This is a genomic window from Deinococcus ficus (genome assembly GCF_003444775.1).
Classification (GTDB): Bacteria; Deinococcota; Deinococci; order Deinococcales; family Deinococcaceae; genus Deinococcus; species Deinococcus ficus.
This window is the reverse complement of record NZ_CP021081.1, coordinates 113050-136622: the sequence shown is the minus strand read 5'-3', so window position 1 is coordinate 136622 and position 23573 is coordinate 113050. Positions and strand designations below refer to the sequence as shown.

Below are 23573 nucleotides of genomic sequence, written 5' to 3'. Positions count from 1 at the left end.
GTGACCCGCATGATGCCCTGACTCCACCAGCAGAGGCCGCGCCCCGGACCACCCCCGGGGCGCGGTCCCTTTTTCATCCCCATTCCAGGAGCCCCCCATGACCCAGCCCCACGCGATCCAGCCTGAGAAGAAACGCATCCTGACCGGCGACCGCCCCACCGCCCCGCTGCACCTGGGCCACCTGGTCGGCTCCCTGCAAAGCCGCGTGCGGCTTCAGCACGAGTACGACACGTTCATCCTGCTCGCGGACGTGCAGGCCATGACCGACAATTTCGCCGACCCGGCCCGCGTGCGCGCCAACGTGCTGGAAGTCGCCCTGGACTACCTGGCGGTGGGCCTGGACCCCCGGCACTGCACCTTCGTGATTCAGTCCCAGGTGCCGGAGATCGCGGAACTGACGGTGTTCTACCTGAACCTCGTGACGGTGTCGCACCTGCGGCAGAACCCCACCGTGAAAACCGAGATTCAGCAAAAGGGCTTCGGGGAGGCTGTGCCCGCCGGGTTCTTCGTGTACCCGGTGTCGCAGGCGGCCGACATCACCGCGTTCGGCGCGCACCTCGTGCCCGTTGGGGACGACCAGCTGCCCATGATCGAGCAGACCCGGGAGATCGTGCGGCGGTTTGGCGGCCTGTACGCCCCGGTCCTGACCGAACCGCAGGCGCTATTGAGCGCCTTTCCGCGCCTGCCGGGCCTGGACGGCCAGACCAAGATGAGTAAGTCCCAGGGCAACGCCCTGTTCCTGGGGGACAGCGCCGACGAGGTGAAGCGCAAGGTGATGGGCATGTACACCGACCCCGGGCACCTGCGCGCCAGCGACCCCGGCCGCGTGGAAGGCAACCCGGTGTTCACGTACCTGGACGCCTTCGACCCGGACCGGGAGCGCGTGCAGGCCCTGAAGGACCACTACCGGCGCGGCGGCCTGGGCGACGTGAAGGTCAAGTCCCATCTGGTGGACGTGCTGGACGGCGTCCTGACGCCCATCCGGGAGCGCCGGGCGGAGGCGGCCCGTGACGCGGGCGCGGTGATGGCGCTGCTGGAGGCCGGCACGCGGCGCGGGCGGGAGGTGGCGGCGCAGACCATGGCGCAGGTCCGGCAGGCGATGGGGCTGGACTACTTTTCCGCATAAGTATCCGATTAGAAGTAGAGATCCCGACAGGCGCCTGCCGAACCCATAACCTGAAGCCGCGACAGAATCGCCGAGAACGACAGCTCCGCCACGCTTGATCTCCAGTCGATCCGACCCCCGCCGTCCCGCCCCGTGCATTCAGTGTGCATAGTCATACAGGTGTGCGGGACACCCCCGGCCGGGTCATGCCATACTGTTTGTCTGGAATGCCTAAGCGTACTGACCTCCAGACCATCCTGATTCTCGGCAGCGGCCCCATTCAGATCGGGCAGGCTGCCGAGTTCGATTACAGTGGCACGCAGGCGCTCAAGGCGCTGAAGAACGAAGGGTACCGGGTGGTGCTGGTCAACAGCAACCCGGCGACCATCATGACCGACCCGGACCTCGCGGACGCCACGTACCTGGAACCGCTCACGCCGGAGTTCGTGGAGAAGATCATCGAGGTGGAGAAACCCGACGCGATCCTCCCCACGCTGGGCGGGCAGACGGCGCTGAACCTGGCGATGGAACTGCACGAGCGCGGCACGCTGGAGAAATACGGCGTGGAACTGATCGGCGCGGGCGTGGAGGCCATCAAGAAAGGCGAGGACCGCGAACTGTTCCAGGCGGCCATGAAGAAGATCGGCGTGGAAACCGCCCGCGGGAAGATGGTGCACTCCATGGAGGAAGCTGTCGAGTACCAGAAGGAGATCGGCCTGCCCATCGTGATCCGGCCCTCCTTCACGCTGGGCGGCACCGGCGGCGGCATCGCGCACACGTACGAGGAGTTCCTGACCATCACGGAAGGCGGCCTGCGCGACAGCCCCGTGACCAGCGTGCTGCTGGAAGAGAGCATCCTGGGCTGGAAGGAGTACGAGCTGGAGGTGATGCGCGACACCGCCGACACGGTGATCATCATCACCAGCATCGAGAACTTCGACCCGATGGGCGTGCACACCGGCGACAGCATCACCGTGGCGCCCGCGCAGACACTGAGTGACGTGGAATACCAGAGATTGCGCGACCAGTCCCTGGCGATCATCCGGGAGATCGGCGTGGCGACCGGCGGAAGCAACATCCAGTTCGCGGTGAACCCCGACAACGGCCGCGTGATCGTCATCGAGATGAACCCCCGCGTGAGCCGCAGCAGCGCCCTGGCCAGCAAGGCCACCGGCTTCCCCATCGCGAAGATCGCCGCGCTGCTGGCGGTCGGGTACCACCTGGACGAACTGCCGAACGACATCACCCGCGTCACGCCCGCCGCGTTCGAACCCACCATCGACTACGTCGTCACGAAGATTCCGCGCTTCGCGTTCGAGAAGTTCCCCGGCACGCCCGACCACCTGGGCACGCAGATGCGCAGCGTGGGCGAGGTCATGGCGATCGGCCGGACCTTCAAGGAAAGCCTGCAGAAGGCCCTGCGCAGCACCGAGAGCGACATCCGCGGCGTGTACGCCGAGATGGACGTCGAAGGCCTGCGGGCGCTGCTGTACCCGAACCCCCGCCGCATCGAGGCGGTGATCGAGCTGCTGCGCCGCGGCGAGACCGTGGAGGCGCTGTTCGAGGCCACGAAGATCGACCGCTGGTTCCTGGGGCAGCTCAAGGAGATCATCGACGCCGAGACGGAAATCCTGGACCTGGGGCCCATCGCGGAGTGGAAGTACGAATACTGGCGCGAGGTCAAGCGCCTGGGCTTCAGTGACGCCCGCATCGGCGAGATCGTGGGCCTGAGCGAACTGGAAGTCCGGCAGCTGCGCAAGGAAGCCAAGGCCACGCCCGTGTACAAGACGGTAGACACCTGCGCCGCCGAGTTCGAGGCGCACACCCCCTACCACTACAGCACCTACGAATGGGAGGACGAGGTCACGCCCACCGACAAGCCCAAGGTGGTCATCCTGGGGTCCGGGCCCAACCGCATCGGGCAGGGCGTGGAATTCGACTACGCCACCGTGCACGCCGTCTGGGCGCTGCAGGAAGCCGGGTACGAGACCATCATGGTGAACAGCAACCCGGAGACGGTCAGCACCGACTACGACACCGCCGACCGCCTGTACTTCGAGCCGCTCACGTTCGAGGACGTGATGAACATCGTCGAGCACGAGAAGCCCGTCGGGGTGATCGTGCAGCTCGGCGGGCAGACCCCGCTGAAACTGGCGAGGAAGCTCGCGGACGCCGGCGCGCCCATCATCGGCACCAGCCCGGAGACCATCCACGAGGCCGAGGACCGGGCCAGCTTCAACGCCCTGTGCGAACGCCTGGGCCTGCCGCAGCCCAGAGGCAAGGTCGCCGAGACACCCGCGCAGGCGCGTGACCTCGCCGCCGAACTGGGCTTCCCGCTGATGGCCCGCCCCAGCTACGTCCTGGGCGGCCGCGCCATGCGCACCGTGCGCAGCATGGACGAACTCACCACGTACCTGGACGAGGTGTACGCCGCCGTGGAAGGCCAGCCCAGCATCCTGCTGGACCAGTTCCTGGAAGGCGCGCTGGAACTGGACGTGGACACCCTCTGCGACGGCGAGAAAGCCGTGGTCGCCGGGATCATGGAGCACGTGGAGGCCGCCGGCGTGCACAGCGGCGACAGCGCCTGCGTGCTGCCCCCCGTGAACCTGAGCGCCGAGCTGCTGGCCCGCGTGAAGGCCGACACGGAACGCCTCGCGCTGGAACTGCGCGTGAAGGGCCTGATGAATGTGCAGTGGGCCGTGAAGGACGGCGTGGCGTACATCCTGGAAGCCAACCCGCGCGCCAGCCGGACCGTGCCGTTCGTGAGCAAGGCCGTGAACCACCCCCTCGCCAAGAGTGCCGCCCGCATCGCCGTGGGCCATACGCTGGACCAGATCGGCCTGCTGGAGACGCCCGTGCCCGCCATGTACAGCGTGAAGGAAGTGCACCTGCCGTTCCTGAAGTTCAAGGGCGTGGCCCCCATCCTCGGGCCGGAAATGAAGAGCACCGGCGAGAGCATGGGCATCGACGCCGATCCCTACCTGGCGTTCTACCGCGCGCAGCTGGGCGCCAAGAACTACCTCCCGCTGACCGGCACTGCCCTGCTGCTCGGGGACGGCCTGGACGATGTGGCCGCCACGCTGAGCGCCGCCGGCCTGACCGTCACCCGCCAGCAGAACGGTGACGCCCTGCCGGACCTGTTGATCGACGTGACCGGTAGCCCCCTGCTGCGCACCGCCCTGGAACGCGGCGTGCCCATCGTGAGCACGCTGGAGGGCGCGGAGTGGACCGCGAAGGCCATTCAGGCCGCGGCCGGAGCGAAGCTCGGGGTGAAGGGCCTGCAGGCCTGGGTGACGGGAAGCGTCGCCGCCGACTGACGCCCGACCAGCGCCGAACCCGGAAGCATGAGGGCTTCCGGGTTCTTTCCATGTCCGACGTCCCCTGATGAACGGGCCGTCACGCCCTGCACACGCCCCTTCACGTCCTCGTCCCTACCCTGCGGCCATGACCGACAACGAGAACCGGACGAACGGAGGGAACGAATCCGAGCAGATGCAGGAGGCGTACGCGCAGCGGCAGGAGCACGAGCGCCAGACTGGCAAGACCAGCGCGGGCGGCGCCGGCAGCACCGGCACCCCGGGCAACAGCGAGGTCGGCGGGGAGGCCACCGAGGCGAACGACGGGGGTGAGCGTTCCGGCGCGCAGGAGAACTGACCCCGGCACGGCGGCAGGGGGCGGTAGGCTGGCGGCACCGTGCGCCCCTGCCGCCTGCGCTTTTTCTTCGATTCCGGATCCGGCATCTGCCTGTGGGCGGGTGACGCCTTCACCGAAGACCGGTACGGCCTGGCGGTCGAGGCCGGCGCCCTGCCCCTGCCGCCCGACCTGGTGGCCGAGACCGAGCGCCTGATCGCCCTGTGGGACACGGGCCTGGACTGGGACGACCCGGGAGGGCCATCGCCGTGGACGGCGGACGACGAGCGGGGGTTCCGGGTGCAGGCGGACGCCCTGCTGGAGCGGCTCCGGGCGGCCTTGGGACCGGGGTTCGTGGTGGTGGACGAAAGGCGGCCCTGACTCCGGATCTCTACGTCTGGGCGGGCGGGGTGGGCCGGACCCGCATCATCACGCGCTGCCCGGCCGGGACCTCGGGGCCCACCGGGTAACGCGTGTAGGTTTCCTGCACGCGGGGGTTGGGAAGCTGGCTCAGGGCCGCCAGCTGACGCTCAGACCGCCTCTCGGAGAAGTGCGGCTGCACCTCGGTCCTTTCTTCCTGTCGGCCATTCAGCGTGTCGTACACGTGTTCCGGGTCCAGCTGGGCGAGGTACAACGCGAACAGCGTGCCGCCGCCTGCCCGGGAGACGGGGAAGTCCGGGACGAGCAGGCGCGGCGCGGGCCACTGCTGCGCGACGACCGCCACGTCCGTGACGCGCATCCGTCCGGCGTTGGGTTTGACGGGGGCGGCGAGGGGTTCGTGCAGTTGCAGGACCCAGGTGGCCTGCCCGCCCTGGATGGAGGCCAGCACCCGGTGAATGGGCGGGCCGAGCAGGGTGGACATGGGGAGGTCCTCCTCGAAGGTCAGGAGGCGCCAGTGGCCCTGCATGCTGCTGTCGTCGCCCATGCTGACGCTGTCGCGGCTGAAGGGCAGGTGAAGCAGGCCGGGGCGCATGACGTCCCGTTCGTGGGCCAGTTCGCGGGCTTTCATCTCGTCCCGACGCTCCTGCTGTTCCGGGGTGGAGCGGCTCCTGCGGCGCCGGGCCGGGTGGGGTGTGCGACGGGGACGCAGGGAAGACAGCAGCAAGATCAGCAGGGCGACGGCGCCTGCGCCGAGCAGGGACAGGAGCCAGTCGGGGGGAGTCATGGGGCCAGGGTAGCGGCTGGAATTGTGCGCAGATGATAGCTTTATTTTTCAAAGCACAGTATTCTCTTCGCATGACTTCGCTCGCCCCCCCCACCCCCGACCGCCTGCGCGTGGACATCTGGTCCGACATCGCCTGCCCCTGGTGCTACATCGGCAAACGCCGCTTCGAACGCGCCCTGGCCGACTTCCCCCACCGCGACCAGGTGGACGTCGTGTGGCACTCCTTCGAACTGGACCCCGGCGCCGCCGAACGCAACCCCCTGGGCATGCGCGACGCGCTCGCCGCGAAGTACCGCCGCACCCCCGCGCAGGCGCAGGACATGATGAACGGCGTGGCACAGGCCGCCGCCGGAGAGGGCCTGAACTACCGCCTGGACGACGCGAAACTCGTGAACACCGTCCGCGCGCACGCGCTGCTGCACCTCGCCGCCGAGCGGGGTGTGCAGGACCGCCTGAAGGAAACCCTGCTGGATGCCTACTTCACGCAGGGCGCCGACCTGAGTGACCCGGACACCCTGGTCACCCTGGCGCAGAGCGCCGGCCTGGACGCCGGGGAAGCCCGCGCGGCCCTGACCGACGAGGCCCGCGTGGCCGCGGTTCGGCGGGACGAGGCGCAGGCTGCCGCGCTGGGCATCACCGGCGTGCCGTTCTTCGTGCTGGGCGGCAAGTACGGCGTGAGCGGCGCGCAGGACCCGCAGACCTTCCTGGGCGCCCTGAACCAGGTGTGGCAGGAAACGCACCCCGCGCCCCTGACCCTGCTGGGCAGCGACACCGCGGACGGCTGCGAGGACGGCAGCTGCGCCGTGCCGGCCCGGCAGGACTGACCCCGGCCGCGCCCGGTCACCTTCAGGGGTGGTCATGTTGCCCTCATGGTTCGTCAGGTGAGGGCCGCCATGCTGCCCTCATGACTGCGTTTCCCTTCCGTTCCGCACTGAAGACCCTGGCGCTGGGCGCCGCGCTGCTCGGCATGGCCGAGGCGGCCACCTCCGTGACAACCACCAGCCTGAACCTGCGCCGCACGCCGGGCGGGGCGGTGGTGGCGGTGATTCCCGCGAACACGCTGCTGATCACCGCCTGTGACGGTGCATGGTGCCGGACGACGTACCGGGGCCGGGGCGGGTACGTGGGCCGCGCGTACCTGAAGGCGGTGACGCGCAGCGCCCCACTGAACTCCGCGTCCAGCGGGGCGTACAGCCGCTTCTACGCGTCCTGCACGGCCATGCGGCGGGCGGGCGCGGCGCCCGCGCGGGTGGGGACGCCCGGGTACCGGGTGGGCCTGGACCGCAACGGGAACGGCTGGGCCTGCGACCAGATCGAACGCTGAACGACCTTCCCGCGGGCCGGGCTGCCGCATTGACGGGACAGCCCGGCCCAACTTGGTGGCGCTCCTCACATTTAGCCCGGTAGTCTGCGGGGATGGAGGTTCTCGAAACAGACCTGCTGGTGGTCGGAAGTGGAGTGGCCGGCGCGCAGGCCGCCCTGACCGCCCACCGCCGGGGCGCGCGGGTGCTGCTGGTCACGAAGGGCCGGCTGCGCAGCGGGTCCACCCCCTGGGCGCAGGGAGGGGTGGCTGCGCCGCGGGACGCCGGGGACCGCGCGGCACACGCGGCGGACACCCTGCGGGCCGGGCGGGGCCTGTGCGACCCGGCGGTGGTGGACGCGTTCGTGCGGGAATCTCAGGCGCTGGTGGACGGCCTGCGGGCGTACGGCGTGCCGTTCGAGGCGTCGCTGACGCTGGAGGGCGGGCACAGCGTGCCGCGCATCCGGCATGCGGCCGACGCGACCGGCCACGCGATCAGCGTAGCGCTGAGTGCGGCCCTGGAGGCCGACCGGGGCGGGGGCCTACATGTACTGGAGCGCACCTTCGTGCGGGCCCTGCGGGTGAGCGGCCCGCGGGTAGTGGGCGCGGAGCTGCTCACGCCGGCCGGGCCGCTCACGGTGCGGGCGGGGGGGGTGCTGCTCGCCTGCGGCGGGTACGGCGGCCTGTACCCGGTCACGACCGCCCCGCCGGAAGGCACCGGGGACGGCCTGGCGCTGGCGTACCGGGCGGGCGCGGCGCTGCGGGACCTGGAGTTCGTGCAGTTTCACCCGACGGCGGTGCGGGCCGGCCACCGGGCCCTGCTGGTCACCGAGGCCGCCCGCGGCGAGGGCGCGCACCTGCTGAACGCGCAGGGCGAGCGCTTCATGCCGCGGTACGACCCGTTGGAGGAACTGGCGCCGCGGGACGTGGTGGCCCGCGCGATCGCCGCCGAGCGGGACCGGACCGGGCAGGTGGTTCTGGACCTGCGGCACCTGGGCGACGCGTTCGTGCGCGCGCGCTTCCCGATGGTGGCGGCCAGCCTGGCGCCGCTGGGCCTGCGCCTGGGTGCGGACCTGATTCCGGTGGAGCCGGCGGTGCACTACACCATCGGCGGTGTGCAGACGGACGCACATGGGCGCTGCACGGTGCCGGGCCTGTACGCGGCGGGCGAGGTGGCGTCGTCGGGCCTGCACGGCGCGAACCGGCTGGCGAGCAACAGCCTCTCGGAGGGGCTGGTCTTCGGTGCGCGGGCGGCGGTCGCCGCACTGGCGGACGCGCGGACCCCGGAGGCCGGTGAGGCGCTGCCGGCCCTTGCGGCCGACCCGGGGAGCCTGCCGGCCCTGCGGGAGATCGTGGGCCGCGCGGCGGGCCTGCGGCGGGGCGCGGCGCGGCTGGAGGCGGGGCTGCTGGCGCTGGAGGCCCTGCCCCCCGCCTTCCCGGCCGGGGAAGCGGAGGCGCCGGCGGCCCTGGAGGCCGGGAACCTGCGGCAGCTGGCGCCGCTGCTGCTGCGGGCCGCGCACGCCCGCCAGGAGTCGCGTGGGGCGCACGCCCGGCTGGACTTCCCGGACCTGGGCGCCCCGCAGCACAGCGTGTCGCGGCTGGTGCAGGGTTCGGATCGGCTGGACCTCGTGCCGCACGCGGCGGTGGAGGCCGTACCTTGAGGCGGATGCCTTTCTGGACCCCCGCCCGGACTCCTGCACGGAGCCCCGCATGCTGACCCTGGATGACCGCCTGCGCGCCGCGCTGGCCGAGGACCTCGGCCGCGGGGACGTCACCACCCGCAGCACCGTGCCCGCCGCCACCCCCGCCCGCGCGGAGTTCCTGCTGAAACAGCCGGGCGTGCTGAGCGGTCTGGACGTGGCCGCGCGGGTGTACGCCCTGCTGGACCCGGCCGTGACCGTCACCTGGACCGCCCGGGACGGCGACCGGCGCGAGCGGGGCGTGATCGGGGTGGTGAGCGGCCCGGCCCGCAGCGTGCTGGGCGGGGAGCGGGTGGCCCTGAACCTGCTGCAGCGCCTGTCGGGCGTCGCGACCCTCACCCGGGCGTACGCGGACGCGCTGGCCGGGTCCCGCACGCGGCTGCTGGACACCCGCAAGACCACGCCGCTGTGGCGCGACCTGGAAAAGGACGCCGTCCGCCACGGCGGCGGCGTGAACCACCGGGTCGGGCTGGACGACGGCATCCTGATCAAGGACAACCACATCGTCGCGGCGGGCGGCATCACGCCCGCCGTGCAGGCCGCGCGCGAGGGCGGGTACCTGCTGAAGGTGCTGTGCGAGGTGCCGGACCTCGCCGGCCTGGAGGAAGCCATCCACGCGGGCGCGGACCGCGTGATGCTGGACAACTTCAGCGACGATCAGCTCGCGGAGGCCGTCGCCCGGCGGGACCGCCTCGCACCGCACGTCACCCTGGAAACCAGCGGGAACGTCACCCTGGACCGCCTGCCCCGCATCGCCGCGAGCGGCGTGGACTTCGTGTCCGCCGGGGCCCTGACGCACTCGGCCGCCGCGCTGGACATCAGCCTGAACTTCCTGCCCACCCCCGTCTTCCCCGCCCTTCAGGAGTCCCTGTCATGACCACCCCCGACGCCCCCGCCCCGTACCACCCCGTCGTCCCGCCCGCGCAGACGCCCAACCGCGACCTGCTGCAACTGGAGGTCCTGGGCGACGACCCGCAGCTCATCGAGGAGATCGGCCGCCTGCGCCAGGAGCGCAACGCGGTCATCCTGGCACACAACTACCAGCGGCCCGAGGTGCAGCGCATCGCAGACTTCGTGGGGGACTCGCTGGGCCTGTCCCGGCAGGCGGCCCGCACGGACGCGGACGTGATCGTGTTCGCCGGCGTGCACTTCATGGCCGAGACCGCCGCGATCCTCAACCCCGGCAAGACCGTGCTGCTGCCCGACCTGCGGGCCGGGTGCTCCCTGGCCGACACCCTGACCGCGCAGGACATCCGCGCCTGGAAGGCGCAGCACCCCGGCGGGCTGGTCGTGACGTACGTGAACACCACCGCCGACGTGAAGGCCGAAAGCGACTACTGCTGCACGTCCGGGAACGCCGTGCAGATCGTCGAGAGCCTCCCCGCGGACGTGCCCGTGCTGTTCGCCCCGGACCGCTTCCTGGCCGCGCACGTCATGCGCCAGACCGGCCGGCACCTGCACGTCTGGCAGGGCGCCTGCCACGTGCACGAGGCGATCCGCCCGGAGGACATTGCCCATCAGCAGGGCGCGCACCCGGACGCCGAACTGCTGATCCACCCGGAGTGCGGGTGCAGCAGCCGCATCCTGGCGTCGCAGCCGGACGTGCAGCTCTACTCCACCGAGGGCATGATTCACCGCGCCAGAGCAAGTGCGGCGCAGACGTTCATCGTGGTCACGGAAACCGGCATGGTCACCCGCCTGGAACACGACGTGCCCGACAAGACCTTCATCCCCGTGAGCCGCACCGCCTGCTGCGAGTACATGAAGATGATCACCCTGCGAGGTGTCCGGGAAGCCCTGCGCGACCTGTCCCCCCGCGTGACCGTCCCCGAGGCCGTCCGCGCGCAGGCGCTGCGTCCCATCGAACGCATGCTCGCCATCGGGTGAGGGGCGGAGGGGATGGCTGACAACAACGGGCGCATTGGTTTACCGCGCGTCAGCCTGCTGCTGGGCTGAGCAGGGTCCGGCGTTCCAGGCGCTGGCCGGGGGTGCGCCAGTTCCGGATCAGGGCGGCGGTGGGCAGGACGATGCGGGGCGTCCACCACGTCTGAGCGGGTTTGTGAAAGGCCCAGCCGCCGCCCAGAGTGACGGCGGCGTGCTCCGCCTGCCCGTCCCGGTTGCGCCACACCAGCAGCGTGCCGGGCTGTTCGTCCGTTCCGCCAGGCCGGGTGCGGGCGTGCAGGAAGGCCTCGAAGGGGGCGCGCTGCATCCATTCGTCCTCGGCCCCCGTCAGGCCGGCGGCGCCCATCACGGCGCCGAAGCAGTTGCCGGGGCCGGCCGGGAAGGTGCCGGTGAGGGCCTTCACGCGCGGCAGGGCCGTGACCGCTTCGGCCCACACGGAGGCGGGCACGTGCTCCCGCTGGCAGGGGGCGCTGCCCTGTGAGATCACGCGGGCCAGCACGGCCGGGGTGAGGTGATCGGGGTGCCACAGGAACCGCCCGGCGGGCAGGGCCGGGTTCAGGTCCTGGTGGTGGCGGCCCAGGGGGACGTTGCCCCGGCCGTGCCGGACCTGGGCGCGCAGGAGGGCCTGACGTGTCCGGCCGGGCAGGGCCGCGAACTCGGCGGTCGTGAGGGTGACCACGCGGTCCGCCTGGGGGTCCACCCTCCAGAGGGTCAGGGTGTCGCGGTCCTCGGGGGTCACGGCCAGGGAGGTGCGGGGCAGGGTGGGCAGGGCCAGCGCGTCCGCTTCGGGTGCGGTCAGGAAAAACGGCTGGGCGGCCGGCGCCAGTCGCGCCCGCCAGGCGGCGAGCTGGGCTGCCGTCACGGGGATGTTCAGGATCCGCACCCGCGCAGTGTGGCAGTCCGCCGTCCCGCGTGTCGTGCGCCAGTTGGCGCACCGGCCGGGGCACTTTCCCCGTATCCTGGCCGGCGTGAATCCGGAACGTGACGTGCTGCTCCTCGATGTGGATGGCGTGCTGGTCATCCCGCCCGACTGGTTCGGGGTGAAGCTGCTGCGCGAGCACCCGCAGGAGGCGCGCGCGTTCTTCGAGGGGGCGTTCCTGCCCGCCACGCGCGGGGAGACGGACCTGCTGTCGCACGTGCCGGCCTTCCTGAACGCCACGGGCCGGCCGGGCACGCCGGAGGGGTTCGTGCGCGAGTGGCTGGACTACGAGAACCACCCGAACGTCCCGATGCTGGCGGCCGTGCGGGAGCTGCGCGGCGCGGGCTGGCGGGCGTTCCTGGCGACGAACCAGGAGCGCAACCGGGTGAATCACCTGTTGCGTGAGGTGGGGCTGGGTGAGGTGGTGGACGGTGAGGTGGCGAGCTGCACGGTCGGGCACCGCAAGCCGGACGCCGCGTATTACGGGGCGGTCGCCGCGCACCTGGGTGTGGCGCCGGAGCGGATCGTGTTCTGGGACGACAGTGCGGAGAACGTGGAGGCCGCGCGGGCGGCCGGGTGGCAGGCGCACCTGTTCACGGGCGTGGAGGACTTCCGGCGCGTGATGACGGCCGGAGGGTGAGCGCGCGGGCGTACCCTGGGGCATGACCTTGAATGCATGGCGGTCCCGGCTGAGGGCGGGGGGGGCGCTGCTGGCCCTGCTGGGCGGCGCGGCCCGGGCCGGGGACCTGTTCCCGGTGCAGGAGGTGCGCTTCAGCGCGGACGGGCGGGCGGTGCTGGTCGTGACGGCCGGCGTGCAGGACGGCAGCGGGTTCCCGGTGTCGGCGCTGGCGGTGTACAGCACGGCGACGGGAGCGCGGCTGGCGGGTGCGTCCCGGCGGGAGGAGGGATCGGCGGCGCCGGCGCAGGTTGCCGCGCGGCTGCTCGGGGCGCAGCGGACTGTGCTGGGGCGGTACGGGCTGCTGAACCGGCCGGCGGCCACGGCCCGGTACCGGCGGACGTTCGCGCCGTTGATCGGGTGGGCGGACGGCCTGCGGGCGGGTCAGGCGGGGCGGGTGGACGTGCCGCTGTGGTCGCGGCCGGTGCCGGTGACGTGGCGGGTGTACCCGGTGCGGGCCGCGGCGTGCCCGGCGCCGACGGGGCGGCTGGCGCTGCTTCCCCCCGGCGAGCGGGTGGCGGGCGTGCAGGTGAAGGTGAACGCGCAGGTGGTGCATGCGGACGCGTTCCTGCCGTGTTCGCGGGAGGGCACGGCGCGCTACGCGCTGGACGGGGTGTACGTGCAGGGGAACCGGGCGGCGGTGCTGATGCGCGGGTACCGGCCGGGCTTCGAGGGGCCGGACGCGGACCTGCTGGTGATCGCGACCACCCTGCGGTGACCGGCCGGGGGTTTGAACGTCCCGGCCCGGTTCCTTAAAATGGATATAGAGATCCACTTTCCCCCGTCCCTACCCTGAGGAGCCCCCCATGACCACCCCCGCCAACCCGACCACCCCCGCCCGACCCCGCCCGAAAGCCGCCCGCAAACCGGGCCGTCGGCGGGTGGGCGCCGAGTGGATGCCCCGGCAGCACGGCGCGTGGGCCATGCTGTTCTTGCCCTACCTGGTGGGCGTGACGCTGCTCGCGCAGGGGAGCGGCGTGCCCGCGTTCGCGTGGCCCCTGCTGCCCGCCTGGCTGTTCGGGTACTTCGCGTTCAACGCCCTGACCCTGTGGCTGAAATCCGGCCGCAAGCCGCTGTACCTGCGTCCCGCGCTCACGTACGGCGCGGTGTCCGGCGTGCTGGGCGGGCTCACGCTGGCGCTGGCGCCGCACCTGCTGGGCTGGGCGCTGGCATTCGCGCCGCTGCTGGGCGTGGGCCTGTGGCGCGCCGCGCACCGCGACGACGCCTCGCTTCTCGCGCGCGGCTCGGCGGTGGTCGCCGCCTGCCTGCTCACCGCGGTCATGACGACCGGGGGGCCGCTGGACGCGCTGCGCCTGCCCCTGACCGCCCGGCCCACCCTGGCCACCCTGGCGTTGTGGGCGTACTTCCTGGGCACGCTGCTGTACGTGAAAACCATGATCCGCGAACGGGGTGAGGCGGCCTACCTGACCCTCTCGGTGGGCGCGCACGCGGCCCTCTTCGCACTGGCTCTGTGGGGGGCACTGACCGGCGTGGTCCCCGCGGCCTTCCCGGCCTTCTTCCTGCTCACCACCGTGCGCGCCGCGGTCATGCCCCGGCTGGAAGGCTGGCGGGGCCGGCGGGTCACGCCGAAACAGGTGGGCCTGACCGAGTTCGGCATCAGCTTCCTGCTGCTGTTCCTGCTGGGCTGGGCGTAACTCAGGTCGGACCGGCCGGGGCCGCCTCGCCGCGAAGGCAGGCGGCCCGGACCAGCTCGCGCTGCCAGGGCACGCCCACCTCCGCGCCCACGCCCCAGATCCACCCTTCCCGGTAGGCGGCCTCCACGATCAGGGCGCCCACCCGCCCCCAGTCCCCGGGGGTGCCGCACCCGGTCACGCGCAGGGCGGGCGGCAGGTCGCCGGCGATGTGCCGGGCGACCATGCGGTCCACGCACAGCAGTTGCGTCATGTCGGCTGCGGCGCAGGCGGCGACGGTGGCTTTCCAGTCGCCGCCCTGCGCGGTGAAGGTCTGCACGAACAGCGTCACGGTCCGCTCGAACCACACGGGGTCGTCGAACGTTTCCCGCCGCGCGCAGCCGAGTTCCGCCACCCGGGCCTGGATGTGCACGAAGGGCAGTTCGTTCACGCCCGCCTGCCGCTCGTAGGCGCGCAGGGCGGCGGCCGCCTCCAGGCACGCCGGGGGCGGTTCGGGGGTGGTCTGTGCGGCCCCGGCCGGCAGCCACAGCAGGGCGGCCAGCGCGGCGACGGCGAGACCGGACCGGGGCCGGCAGGCGGGGGACGCGGGCATCTGCCCCGATTCTACGGAGCCGCGGTCCGTGCCCTCACAGGCGGGCGTCCGGTGGGCCGGGCAGGGGGGAGGGGGCCGGGCATGCGCCCCGCCGCGGGGGGAGTACAGTCGGAGCACGGACAATCGTGGAGGCGCTGGCCTTGCCATGAACACCTGAGGCCGACCTCCTTGCCGAGGAGGGGGAATCGATGACGCAACTGGCGGAGCGCACAGAGCAGGGCCCCGGGGTGGGCACGGCCGTCAACGAGTTCACGCTGAACGTGGCGACCGTGAACGGCAGCGGGTCCCAGACGGCGAACGGGGCGATCGTGGACGCCCTGTTCCGCATGGGCATCCCGGTGAACGCGAAGAACCTGTTTCCCAGCAACATCAAGGGCCTGCCCACGTACTACCGCATCCGGGTGAGCGGGCAGGGCTTCACCGCCCGGCAGGACGTGGCGCACGTGCTGGTGGCGTTCAATCCCAAGACGCTGGACGCCGACCTGGCCGAACTGCCCAGCGGGGGCGTGATGTTCTGCCCGGACCACCTGAAGCCCACCCGGCCGCGGGACGACGTGACGGTGTACGCCCTGCCCGCCAACGGGATCATCAGGGACCACGACGTGACGGTGAAGTTCCGGGACCGGATGGTGAACATGGTGTACGTGGGCGCGCTGGCGCAGCTGCTGGGCATCGAGCTGGGCGCCGTGCACGAGTACCTGGAGCAGGCGTTTCACGGCAAGGCGGCTGTGATCGAGAGCAACTTCAGCATCACGCGGGCGGCGTTCGACTGGTGCGCGGCGAACGTGGTCAAACGCGACCCCTACCGGGTGCAGCGCCTGGACGCCAACGGCGGGAAGATCCTGATCGACGGGAACACCGCCGCGGCGCTGGGCAGCCTGTACGGCGGGTGCACGGTGGTCGCGTGGTACCCGATCACCCCGGCCACCAGTCTGGCCGAGGCGCTGATCGAGTGGGTGCCGAAGCTGCGCCGCGACCCGGAGACCGGCCTGAACACCTGCGCGATCCTGCAGGTGGAGGACGAACTGGCGGCCAGCGGCGTGCTGGTCGGGGCCGGCTGGGCGGGCGCGCGGGCCATGACGTCCACCAGCGGGCCCGGCATTTCCCTGATGGCGGAGTTCGCGGGGTACGCGTACTTCACGGAGATTCCGCTGGTGATCTGGGACGTGCAGCGCATGGGGCCCAGCACGGGGCTGCCCACCCGCACGGCGCAGGGGGACCTGCTCAGCACGTACTACCTGTCGCACGGGGACACGAAGCAGGTGATCCTGCTGCCCGCCGACCCGAAGGAGTGCTTCGAGTTCGGGTGGCGGGCCTTCGAGATCGCGGAGGGCTTGCAGACGCCGGTGTTCGTGCTGAGCGACCTGGACATCGGCATGAACAGCTGGATGTGTGACGAGTTCGAGTACCCGGAGGAGCAGATGAACCGCGGGAAGCTGCTGTCCGCCGAGGACATCCTGCGGCTGGGCAACCGGTTTGCGCGCTACCGCGACGACGACCGGACCGGCGTGGGGCCGCGCACGCTGCCCGGCACGGACGCGCTGGGCGCGGCGTACTTCACGCGCGGCACCGGGCACACCGACACGGCCACGTACAGCGAGCACCCGGCCGACTGGAAGGCGAACCTGGACCGCCTGGACCGCAAGCACAATTACGCCCGCACGGTCGTGCCCAGACCCGTCGTGGACGGCGAGGGTCGCGCTCTGGGTCTGATCGCCATGGGCAGCGCCGACCCGGCGATGCAAGAAGCGCGGGCGCTGCTGCAGGCGGGCGGGCTGGACACCGATTACCTGCGGGTGCGGGCCCTGCCGTTCGGGGAGGGCGTGCGGGAGTTCATCGAGGCGCACGAGCGGGTGATCGTGGTGGAACTGAACCAGCACGGGCAGCTGGCGACGCTGCTGCGCGCCGAGTACCCGGCCCTGGCGCCGCGGATCCTGAGCGTGGCGCACTGCGACGGCCTGCCGCTGAGCGGGCCCTTCGTGGCGGGGCGGGTGCGGGAGCGCGGGGAGGCCGGCACCGGCGCCGAGCACCGCTCCGAACAGGCGGCCCGGCGCATGGACGCGCGGGTGGCGGCCGAGACGGACGAGCCCCGCACCGTGAAGGCCGGCGAGGACGGGCCGGAAGGGACGGTCACCGCATGACACCGGTGGAGGAAGGGGGGCACGGCATGACAGGCGCGGGCAGGGCGACGGACGGCATCGGCGCGGACGTGAAGGCGCCGGACACGACAGGACCGGTCTCCCCGGCGCCGGTCTCTCCTCCGGCGGAGCGGGCCCCGGCGGTGAACAGCGCCGGACTCACGAAGAACGATTACCGCGGCCTGCCGAGCACCCTGTGCCCCGGCTGCGGGCATGACAGCATCTCCAGCCGGATCATCGACGCGTGCTACCAGCTGGGCGTGAAGCCGCACCAGGTGCTGAAACTCTCGGGAATCGGGTGTTCCAGCAAGTCCCCGGCGTACTTCCTGAACGGCGCGCACGGCATCAACACGGTGCACGGCCGCATGCCGAGCGTGGCGACGGGCGCCATGCTCGCGCAGCGGAACCACCTCGCGCTGGCGGTGTCCGGGGACGGGGACAGCGGCAGCATCGGGCTGGGACAGTTCAAGCACGTGATCCGCCGGAACGTGCCGATGGTGTACATCATCGAGAACAACGGCGTGTACGGCCTGACCAAGGGGCAGTTCTCGGCCACGGCCGACGAGGGCCAGCGGCTCAAGGCGGTCGGTCTGAACGAGCTGCCGGCGCTGGACCTGTGCGCCGAGGCGATCGTGGCGGGCGCGGGGTTCGTGGCGCGCAGCTTCGCCGGGGACGCCCGGCAGGTCACGGAGCTGCTCAAGGCCGCGATCCGCTTCGGCGGCACGGCGATCATCGACGTCGTCTCGCCGTGCGTGACCTTCAACAACCACGACGAGAGCACGAAGAGTTACAGCTACGGCAAGGCGCACGAGGTGCCCATTCACGACGTGACCTTCGTGCCGGACTTCGAGGAGATCCGGGTGGACTACGCGCCCGGCGAGGTGGTCACCGTGCAGCTGCACGACGGACCGGCCGTGCAGCTCAGGAAACTGGACCGCGAGTACGATCCCACCGACCGGCTGGGCGCGCTGCGGCTGATCGAGGAGGGGCAGCGCGCCGGGCAGCTGATCACGGGCCTGCTGTACATCGATCCGGGCCGCAGGACGCTCCTGGACACCACGCACATCGTGCCCACGCCGCTGGCCCTGCTGCCCGAGACGCTGACCCGGCCCAGCCGCGAGAGCCTGAGGGAGGTCATGGCGCAGTTCCGCTGACGGGCAACGCCGTCCGCCCGGCCCTCACGCGGGGGCAGGGCGGTGCCGTAAGCGGGGTCAGGTGCCGCGTTCGATGTAGTCGCGCAGGGCTTCCATGCGGACGATGATGGGCGAGCGGGCGCGGTAGATGGCGCCTTCCTGCTTGAGTTTGCCCAGGCTGTGGCTGACGGTCTCGCGGGTGGCGCCGACCATGCGGGCGATGTCTTCCTGGTTGAGTTTCAGGGCGAGTTCCACGCCCTGCGCGTGCGGCCGGCCGAATTCGCGGGAGAGGCGGTACAGCAGGCTGGCGACGCGTTCGGGGGCGCTGTAGGCGCTGACGGTGGCGGTCCAGCTCTGGGCCTCGAACAGCCGGGCGGCCATCAGGCGGATGAGTTTCATGGCGAGGTCGGGTTTGGTCGCCAGGAGTTTTTGCAGTTCGTTGCGGGGCAGGACGATCAGCATGGTGCGTTCGAGCGCCTCGGCCTGGGTGGGGCGGCGTTCCTCGGGCTGCAGCAGCAGCTCGCCGAAGGTGTCGTGCTGGCCGATGACGCCCAGGATGGCTTCCTTGCCGTTGGGGAACAGCTTGCTGATCTTGACCAGCCCGCTGCGCACGAAGTACAGGGCGTCGGCGGGGTCGTCCATGCGGTAGATGACCTCGCCCGGGGCGTAGGAACGGTAGGGAGTGGTGGCGGCGACGCGTTCCAGCTCGGCAAGTTCCAGGTCGGCGAACAGCTCCGTGCGCTTGAGGTGCCAGACCAGACTTGGATAGTTCATGATCTGCTACACCATACCTGAAACGTGACTGGGGCGTGCGCGGCGGGTCCCGCCTGCCCCCGGTTGGCGGGGCGGCCGGGGGCAGGCGGGCGGGGGGGGCGTGACATTCACCCGCCGGAGTTTTATACTCGGTACAATTAACCATGCTGCAGGTGTCGCCGCTCCGGCCCACCTTCCCCGCCCCGATCCCCGTGCAGACCGTCCAGTCCGCCATTCCCGCCCGCGCCCGACCCCCCGCCGCCCCGCCCCTGCCCGGACCCCACCCGGCCGCAGCCACCGGCGAGACCCCAGGAGGACCCCAGCATGCCCACCTACAAAGCGCCCCTTCGTGACATCAAATTCGTGATGACTGAACTGCTGGAAGCCGGCCCCCAGCTCGCCAGCCTGCCCTTCTACCAGGACAACGACACCGCCGACCTCGACCTGATCACCCAGGTCATGGAGGAAGCCGCCCGCTTCGTGGAGACCGAGGTGCAGCCCCTGAACCAGGTCGGCGACCGCGAAGGCTGCGTGCGCGACGAGCACGGTGAGGTGAAGACCCCCACCGGCTTCAAGGCCGCCTACAAGAAGTTCTGCGACGCCGGCTGGCCCGCCCTGGACGCCGATCCGCAGTACGGCGGGCAGGGCATGCCGCATCTGGTCAGCATGACCCTGAACGAGATGCTGAACAGCGCCAGCGTCGCCTGGGGCATGTACCCCGGCCTGTCGCACGGCGCGTACAGCGCCCTGCACGCCGTCGGCAGCGAAGAACTGAAGAACCTGTACCTGCCGAAGATCGTCAGCGGGCAGTGGAGCGGCACCATGTGCCTCACCGAACCGCACGCCGGTACGGACCTGGGCATCATCCGCACCAAGGCCAGCGACAACGGCGACGGCACCTACAACATCACCGGCACCAAGATCTTCATCAGCGCCGGCGAGCACGACCTGACCGAGAACATCGTGCACCTCGTCCTGGCCCGCCTGGACGGCAGCCCCGAAGGCACCAAGGGCATCTCGCTGTTCCTGGTGCCCAAGTTCATCCCGAACGCCGACGGCAGCGTGGGCGAGCGCAACGCTGTGGTGTGCGGCAGCCTGGAACACAAGATGGGCATCCACGGCAACGCCACCGCCGTGCTGAACTTCGATCAGGCCAAGGGCTGGCTGGTCGGCGAGATCAACAAGGGCATGAACCACATGTTCATCATGATGAACGCCGCCCGCCTCGGCACCGGCCTGCAGGGCCTCGGGCTGGGCGAGGTGTCCTACCAGAACGCCCTGGCCTACGCCAAGGACCGCCTGCAGATGCGCCACGAACCGCGCGTGCTGCCTTCCGAAAACGCCGATCCCATCCTGGTGCACCCGGATGTGCGCCGCATGCTGCTGACCGGCAAGGCCTACAACGAGGCCGGCCGCGCGCTTGCCATGTGGCTGGCCCTCAGCCTGGACGTGGAACACCACCACCCGGACGAGGCCAAACGCAAGGAAGCCGGCGACCTGGTCGCGCTGCTCACCCCGGTCGCCAAGGCCTTCATGACCGACAACGGCTTCCAGACCGCGGTGCTCAGCCAGCAGGTCTTCGGCGGGCACGGCTACATCCAGGAGTGGGGCATGGAGCAGTTCGTGCGTGACGCCCGCATCGGGCAGATCTACGAGGGCACCAACGGCATCCAGAGCCTGGACCTGCTGGGCCGCAAGGTCCTGATGGACGGCGGCAAGAAACTCCAGAAACTGGCCGGCACCCTGCAGGAATTCGCCGAAAGCCACGAGGACGACGAGCACATCGGCGACTACGTGAACCAGCTCGGCAAGGCCGCGCAGCAGCTCGGGAGCCTCACCATGGTGATCGGGCAGAAGGCCATGAGCGGCCCGGAGGGCGCCGACGAGGTGAACGCCGCCGCCGTGGACTACCTGCGCTTCTTCGGGCACGTCGTGTACGGGTACCTGTGGGCCCGCATGGCGAAGATCGCCCAGGAGAAGATCGACGCCGGGCAGGACAGGGACGGCTTCTACCTGAGCAAGGTCCAGACCGCGAAGTTCTACTTCGCCAAGCTGTTCCCCGAAACCAAGGCGCTGGCCGCGACCATCAAGGCCGGTAACGAGAGCCTCGCCGTGGACGACAAGGCCGTCTTCGGCTGGGAGCAGGGGCTCGTCACGGCGTAAGCCGCGCAACGTACACGGCGGGCAGGGAGGCGGCGGCTTCCCTGCCCGCTCCCTGTGCCCGGCCGCCGGGCCCGGACGCCCCGGGTGACGCGCCTTGACGACCGGGCCGCGCGCCCCTGGTCCGCCCCGGCAGGGCGCGGTACGCTGCGGGTGTGTTGAAAAAGCGGATGTCCCACGCGGTCCGGAAGGGGGCCGTGGACGACGCCGTGACCCGGAACGAGGACGCAGTGAAAGGGGGTGAACGCCTCACGGACAGCATCACAGGCAGTCTGCGCGTCGAGGGCTACGACGTGAAACGCGAGGAGGTGGCCGAAGCCGTGCAGCAGATCGTGGGCCGGCGCAAACCATGAGCCCGCACGCGACGGACGCCGAGGACCAGAAGGCCGCCGGCCTTCCCGACCCGGACCAGGGCGGGCAGGAAGGCCGGAACGAAGCGGAACGCACGGCCCGCCGCCTGCGGGAGATCAGCGAGGCCCTGCACGCCCGCAGGGCCGACGGGCGCGTCATCACCGACCCGCGCCGGCCCCGCAAGACCGAGCCGCAGGACACGCACCTGGGCCTGCTCGTCAGCTACGACCAGATCCAGACGCAGCTCATTCAGGGCGAACTCGCGGGCCGCCAGTGGATGCACGAGCGCGCCCTGAACGACCAGACCTCGCCGCTGGTGACCGACCACGACATCTACGCCCTGCACGCCGCCGCGTTCGGGCACCTGTACGACTGGGCCGGCGCGCCCCGCCTGACCGAGGCCGGGCCGGGCGGAATCGTGTACGTCCGCTCGTACGAGGTCCGGCCGAAGATGCGGGAACTTCAGTACGATTTCGCCGCGTGGTACGCCGCGCTGCCCGACCCCTGGGACCTGCCGGACGCCGCGCGGCTGCTGGCGCTCACGCACCACCAGTTCGAGTACATTCACCCCTTCGTGGACACCAACGGCCGCAGCGGCCGCCTGCTGGACCACTACGTGCTGTGGGTGTCGCTGGGCGCCGTGGGCGACACGCTCGCCACCAGCCCGCAGATCGTGCACTTCCCGGACAGGCAGGCCGTGGGGGACTACTTTCAGGCGCTGCACGAGGCCACCAACCGCCGCGAGTACGGGCCGCTCACGCAGTTCTACCTGGCGCGACTCGAAGAGACCTTTGCGTAACGCCCCGGGTCAGCCCAGCGTGAACTGCGCCGAGCGCAGCCAGGCCTTCACGGTGCTGGCGCTCGCCGCGTCGCGCGTCAGGGCCGCCAGCAGCCCGTCCCCGACCGGCACGACCAGCAGCACACGGTCCAGGTACTCCACCTGCACGGCCCGCACCCCACCCGCCGCGCCCAGGAAAGGCGCCCCGCCCCGTGCAGCCTCGCCGGCGGCGTGCACGAACCCGGCCAGTTCCGCCGGGAGGGGCGCGCCCACGCTGGATACCGTGCGCGCCCCGTCCGCGGCGTAGTACGTGACCGCCTGCACACCCCCCAGCGCCCGCACGCCGCTCAGCAGGCCCGGCAGGTCCATGGCCGGGTGGTGCGTGGTGGTCGCGGGCGGCAGGTCGTCGTCCTCGAGCGGGGGCACCTCCAGGTCCGTGAGCCCCAGGTACTCGCGCAGCAACGGGTACAGTTTCGCGGCCGTGACGGGCTTGCGCAGCACGTCGCGCGCGCCGGCCGCGGCGGCCTCCTGCTGCACGAACTCGTCCACCACGCCCGTCATCATCACGACCGGCACGTCCGGCGCGCGGCGACGCAGCTCGGCCGTGAGTTCCAGGCCGCTCGGGCCGGGCATGTGCAGGTCCGTGACCACCAGGGCGGTGCCGGGCGAGAGCACCTGTAAGGCCTCGGGCGCGGTGCGGGCGAGCTGCACGTCCACGTGGGGGGCCAGCAGGCGCTGCAGGTACGTCAGGGTGCCGGCGCTGTCGTCCACGACCAGCACTGGAAGGCGACCGGGCCCACCGCTCATACCATGAGGGTAACATTAAGATTCTGTCGGTGCTCTTGCTCCCCCCACCAGCCCGGCCCCCTGTCCCCGCCCACCGGACCTCGCATACTGAACGCCGTGAAGGCCGCCTCTCCCCCCGACCCCACCCCAGCGGCGCTCACCGGGCCGCTCCTCGCGCCCCTGCTCGCCCTGGACCCCCGCCTCCCGGACGTGTGGACCTGGGTGCACGCGACCATGACGCCCGACGCCGCGCACGACGACGCCCACCTCGTGCGCGTGGCCCGCTGGACGCTGACCTGCGCCCCCGGCCTCTCCCCCGCCCTGGCCGTGGCGGCCGCGCTCACGCACGACGTCATCAACCTGCCCAAGAACCACCCGGACCGCGCGCACGCCAGCACCCGGGCCGCCCAGGCCACCGAGGCCGCCCTGCCCGGCCTGGGCTTCACGCCCGACGACGCGCACGAGGTCGCCCTGGCCGTGCGCGACCACAGCTTCTCCCGCGGCGCCACGCCCGAAACGCCCCTGGGCAAGGCCCTGCAGGACGCCGACCGGCTCGACGCCCTGGGCGCGCTGGGCGTCCTGCGGGTCGCGGCGGTCGGGGGCCGCATGGAACGCGCTCTGCTGCACCCCCTGGACCCCTGGGCCGAGGACCGCCCCGCCGACGACCAGACCTTCACCGTGGACCACTTCTTCACCAAGCTGCTCACCCTGCACCAGACCTTCCAGACGCCCCCCGGGCGCGAGGAAGCGCGGCGCCGCACCGAGTTCATGCACCGCTTCCTGAGGGAACTCGGCGGCGAACTCGGCCTGCCGTACAGCAACTGAGGCCAGGG

The 23573-nt window shown here is 71.4% G+C and carries 23 protein-coding genes; 18 read left to right on the top strand and 5 right to left on the bottom strand.

The features are described from left to right. The first annotated feature begins 97 nt into the window (after positions 1–97). From trpS to DFI_RS00630, 4 genes are all read left to right on the top strand, one after another. Positions 98–1126 (top strand): tryptophan--tRNA ligase, encoded by a 1029-nt coding sequence (gene trpS, locus DFI_RS00645; RefSeq protein ID WP_027463266.1) that lies wholly within the window; start codon positions 98–100, stop codon positions 1124–1126. Between the two features lie 206 nt (positions 1127–1332). Beyond that, positions 1333–4422, top strand: a complete 3090-nt coding sequence (gene carB, locus DFI_RS00640; protein ID WP_027463265.1) for a carbamoyl-phosphate synthase large subunit — start codon at positions 1333–1335, stop codon at positions 4420–4422. 127 nt (positions 4423–4549) lie between these two features. Further along, complete coding sequence (locus DFI_RS00635; RefSeq protein ID WP_027463264.1) at positions 4550–4759, top strand: hypothetical protein; 210 nt, start codon at positions 4550–4552, stop codon at positions 4757–4759. A 39-nt stretch (positions 4760–4798) separates the two neighbouring features. Then, positions 4799–5116, top strand: coding sequence for a hypothetical protein (locus tag DFI_RS00630; RefSeq protein WP_027463263.1), 318 nt, complete (start codon positions 4799–4801; stop codon positions 5114–5116). Between the two features lie 10 nt (positions 5117–5126). Here DFI_RS00630 and DFI_RS00625 read toward each other — a convergent pair whose 3' ends face one another. After that, positions 5127–5900, bottom strand: coding sequence for a hypothetical protein (locus tag DFI_RS00625; RefSeq protein ID WP_027463262.1), 774 nt, complete (start codon positions 5898–5900; stop codon positions 5127–5129). 71 nt (positions 5901–5971) lie between these two features. Between DFI_RS00625 and DFI_RS00620 the strand changes: the two genes are divergently transcribed. From DFI_RS00620 to nadA, 5 genes are all read left to right on the top strand, one after another. Next, a complete protein-coding gene (locus tag DFI_RS00620) occupies positions 5972–6724 on the top strand; it encodes a DsbA family oxidoreductase (protein WP_027463261.1) in 753 nt (250 codons plus the stop codon). 80 nt (positions 6725–6804) lie between these two features. After that, a complete protein-coding gene (locus DFI_RS00615; RefSeq protein WP_043778372.1) occupies positions 6805–7224 on the top strand; it encodes an excalibur calcium-binding domain-containing protein in 420 nt (139 codons plus the stop codon). A 92-nt stretch (positions 7225–7316) separates the two neighbouring features. Then, complete coding sequence (locus tag DFI_RS00610) at positions 7317–8861, top strand: L-aspartate oxidase (RefSeq protein ID WP_027463259.1); 1545 nt, start codon at positions 7317–7319, stop codon at positions 8859–8861. A gap of 49 nt (positions 8862–8910) precedes the next feature. Continuing rightward, positions 8911–9777, top strand: a complete 867-nt coding sequence (gene nadC, locus DFI_RS00605) for a carboxylating nicotinate-nucleotide diphosphorylase (RefSeq protein WP_051307898.1) — start codon at positions 8911–8913, stop codon at positions 9775–9777. Then, a complete protein-coding gene (gene nadA, locus DFI_RS00600; protein WP_081425871.1) occupies positions 9774–10787 on the top strand; it encodes a quinolinate synthase NadA in 1014 nt (337 codons plus the stop codon). Before nadC ends, nadA begins: the two co-directional genes overlap by 4 nt. A 49-nt stretch (positions 10788–10836) precedes the next feature. Here nadA and DFI_RS00595 read toward each other — a convergent pair whose 3' ends face one another. Next, positions 10837–11685, bottom strand: coding sequence for a hypothetical protein (locus DFI_RS00595; protein WP_027463257.1), 849 nt, complete (start codon positions 11683–11685; stop codon positions 10837–10839). Between the two features lie 85 nt (positions 11686–11770). Between DFI_RS00595 and DFI_RS00590 the strand changes: the two genes are divergently transcribed. The 3 genes from DFI_RS00590 (at position 11771) to DFI_RS00580 (ending at position 14052) form a co-directional block, all read left to right on the top strand. Further along, positions 11771–12361, top strand: a complete 591-nt coding sequence (locus DFI_RS00590) for an HAD family hydrolase (protein WP_051307896.1) — start codon at positions 11771–11773, stop codon at positions 12359–12361. 22 nt (positions 12362–12383) lie between these two features. After that, positions 12384–13115 (top strand): DUF2259 domain-containing protein, encoded by a 732-nt coding sequence (locus DFI_RS00585; RefSeq protein WP_081425869.1) that lies wholly within the window; start codon positions 12384–12386, stop codon positions 13113–13115. Positions 13116–13203: 88 nt separating this feature from the next. Beyond that, positions 13204–14052, top strand: a complete 849-nt coding sequence (locus DFI_RS00580; RefSeq protein ID WP_051307894.1) for a YwiC-like family protein — start codon at positions 13204–13206, stop codon at positions 14050–14052. Between the two features lies 1 nt (position 14053). On the opposite strand, the gene DFI_RS00575 is transcribed toward DFI_RS00580, so the two are convergent. After that, positions 14054–14641, bottom strand: a complete 588-nt coding sequence (locus DFI_RS00575) for a hypothetical protein (protein ID WP_027463255.1) — start codon at positions 14639–14641, stop codon at positions 14054–14056. 188 nt (positions 14642–14829) lie between these two features. On the opposite strand from DFI_RS00575, the gene DFI_RS00570 reads away from it, so the two are divergent. Continuing rightward, positions 14830–16782: a 2-oxoacid:acceptor oxidoreductase subunit alpha gene (locus DFI_RS00570; protein ID WP_081425868.1), complete on the top strand. Its 1953-nt coding sequence runs from the start codon at positions 14830–14832 to the stop codon at positions 16780–16782. A gap of 26 nt (positions 16783–16808) precedes the next feature. Then, positions 16809–17933, top strand: coding sequence for a 2-oxoacid:ferredoxin oxidoreductase subunit beta (locus DFI_RS00565; protein WP_081425880.1), 1125 nt, complete (start codon positions 16809–16811; stop codon positions 17931–17933). 57 nt (positions 17934–17990) lie between these two features. Here DFI_RS00565 and DFI_RS00560 read toward each other — a convergent pair whose 3' ends face one another. Beyond that, positions 17991–18686 (bottom strand): Crp/Fnr family transcriptional regulator, encoded by a 696-nt coding sequence (locus DFI_RS00560; RefSeq protein ID WP_027463253.1) that lies wholly within the window; start codon positions 18684–18686, stop codon positions 17991–17993. Positions 18687–18989: 303 nt separating this feature from the next. On the opposite strand from DFI_RS00560, the gene DFI_RS00555 reads away from it, so the two are divergent. The 3 genes from DFI_RS00555 (at position 18990) to DFI_RS00545 (ending at position 21975) form a co-directional block, all read left to right on the top strand. Continuing rightward, complete coding sequence (locus tag DFI_RS00555) at positions 18990–20828, top strand: acyl-CoA dehydrogenase C-terminal domain-containing protein (RefSeq protein WP_027463252.1); 1839 nt, start codon at positions 18990–18992, stop codon at positions 20826–20828. Positions 20829–20980: 152 nt separating this feature from the next. Further along, positions 20981–21178, top strand: coding sequence for a hypothetical protein (locus tag DFI_RS00550; RefSeq protein ID WP_155864562.1), 198 nt, complete (start codon positions 20981–20983; stop codon positions 21176–21178). Further along, entirely contained in the window at positions 21175–21975 is an 801-nt protein-coding gene (locus DFI_RS00545) for a Fic family protein (protein ID WP_043778366.1), read from the top strand. Before DFI_RS00550 ends, DFI_RS00545 begins: the two co-directional genes overlap by 4 nt. A 9-nt stretch (positions 21976–21984) precedes the next feature. On the opposite strand, the gene DFI_RS00540 is transcribed toward DFI_RS00545, so the two are convergent. Beyond that, positions 21985–22761, bottom strand: a complete 777-nt coding sequence (locus tag DFI_RS00540) for a response regulator (protein WP_081425867.1) — start codon at positions 22759–22761, stop codon at positions 21985–21987. Between the two features lie 96 nt (positions 22762–22857). On the opposite strand from DFI_RS00540, the gene DFI_RS00535 reads away from it, so the two are divergent. Then, positions 22858–23565 (top strand): HD domain-containing protein, encoded by a 708-nt coding sequence (locus DFI_RS00535; RefSeq protein ID WP_051307890.1) that lies wholly within the window; start codon positions 22858–22860, stop codon positions 23563–23565. Positions 23566–23573: the final 8 nt, after the last annotated feature.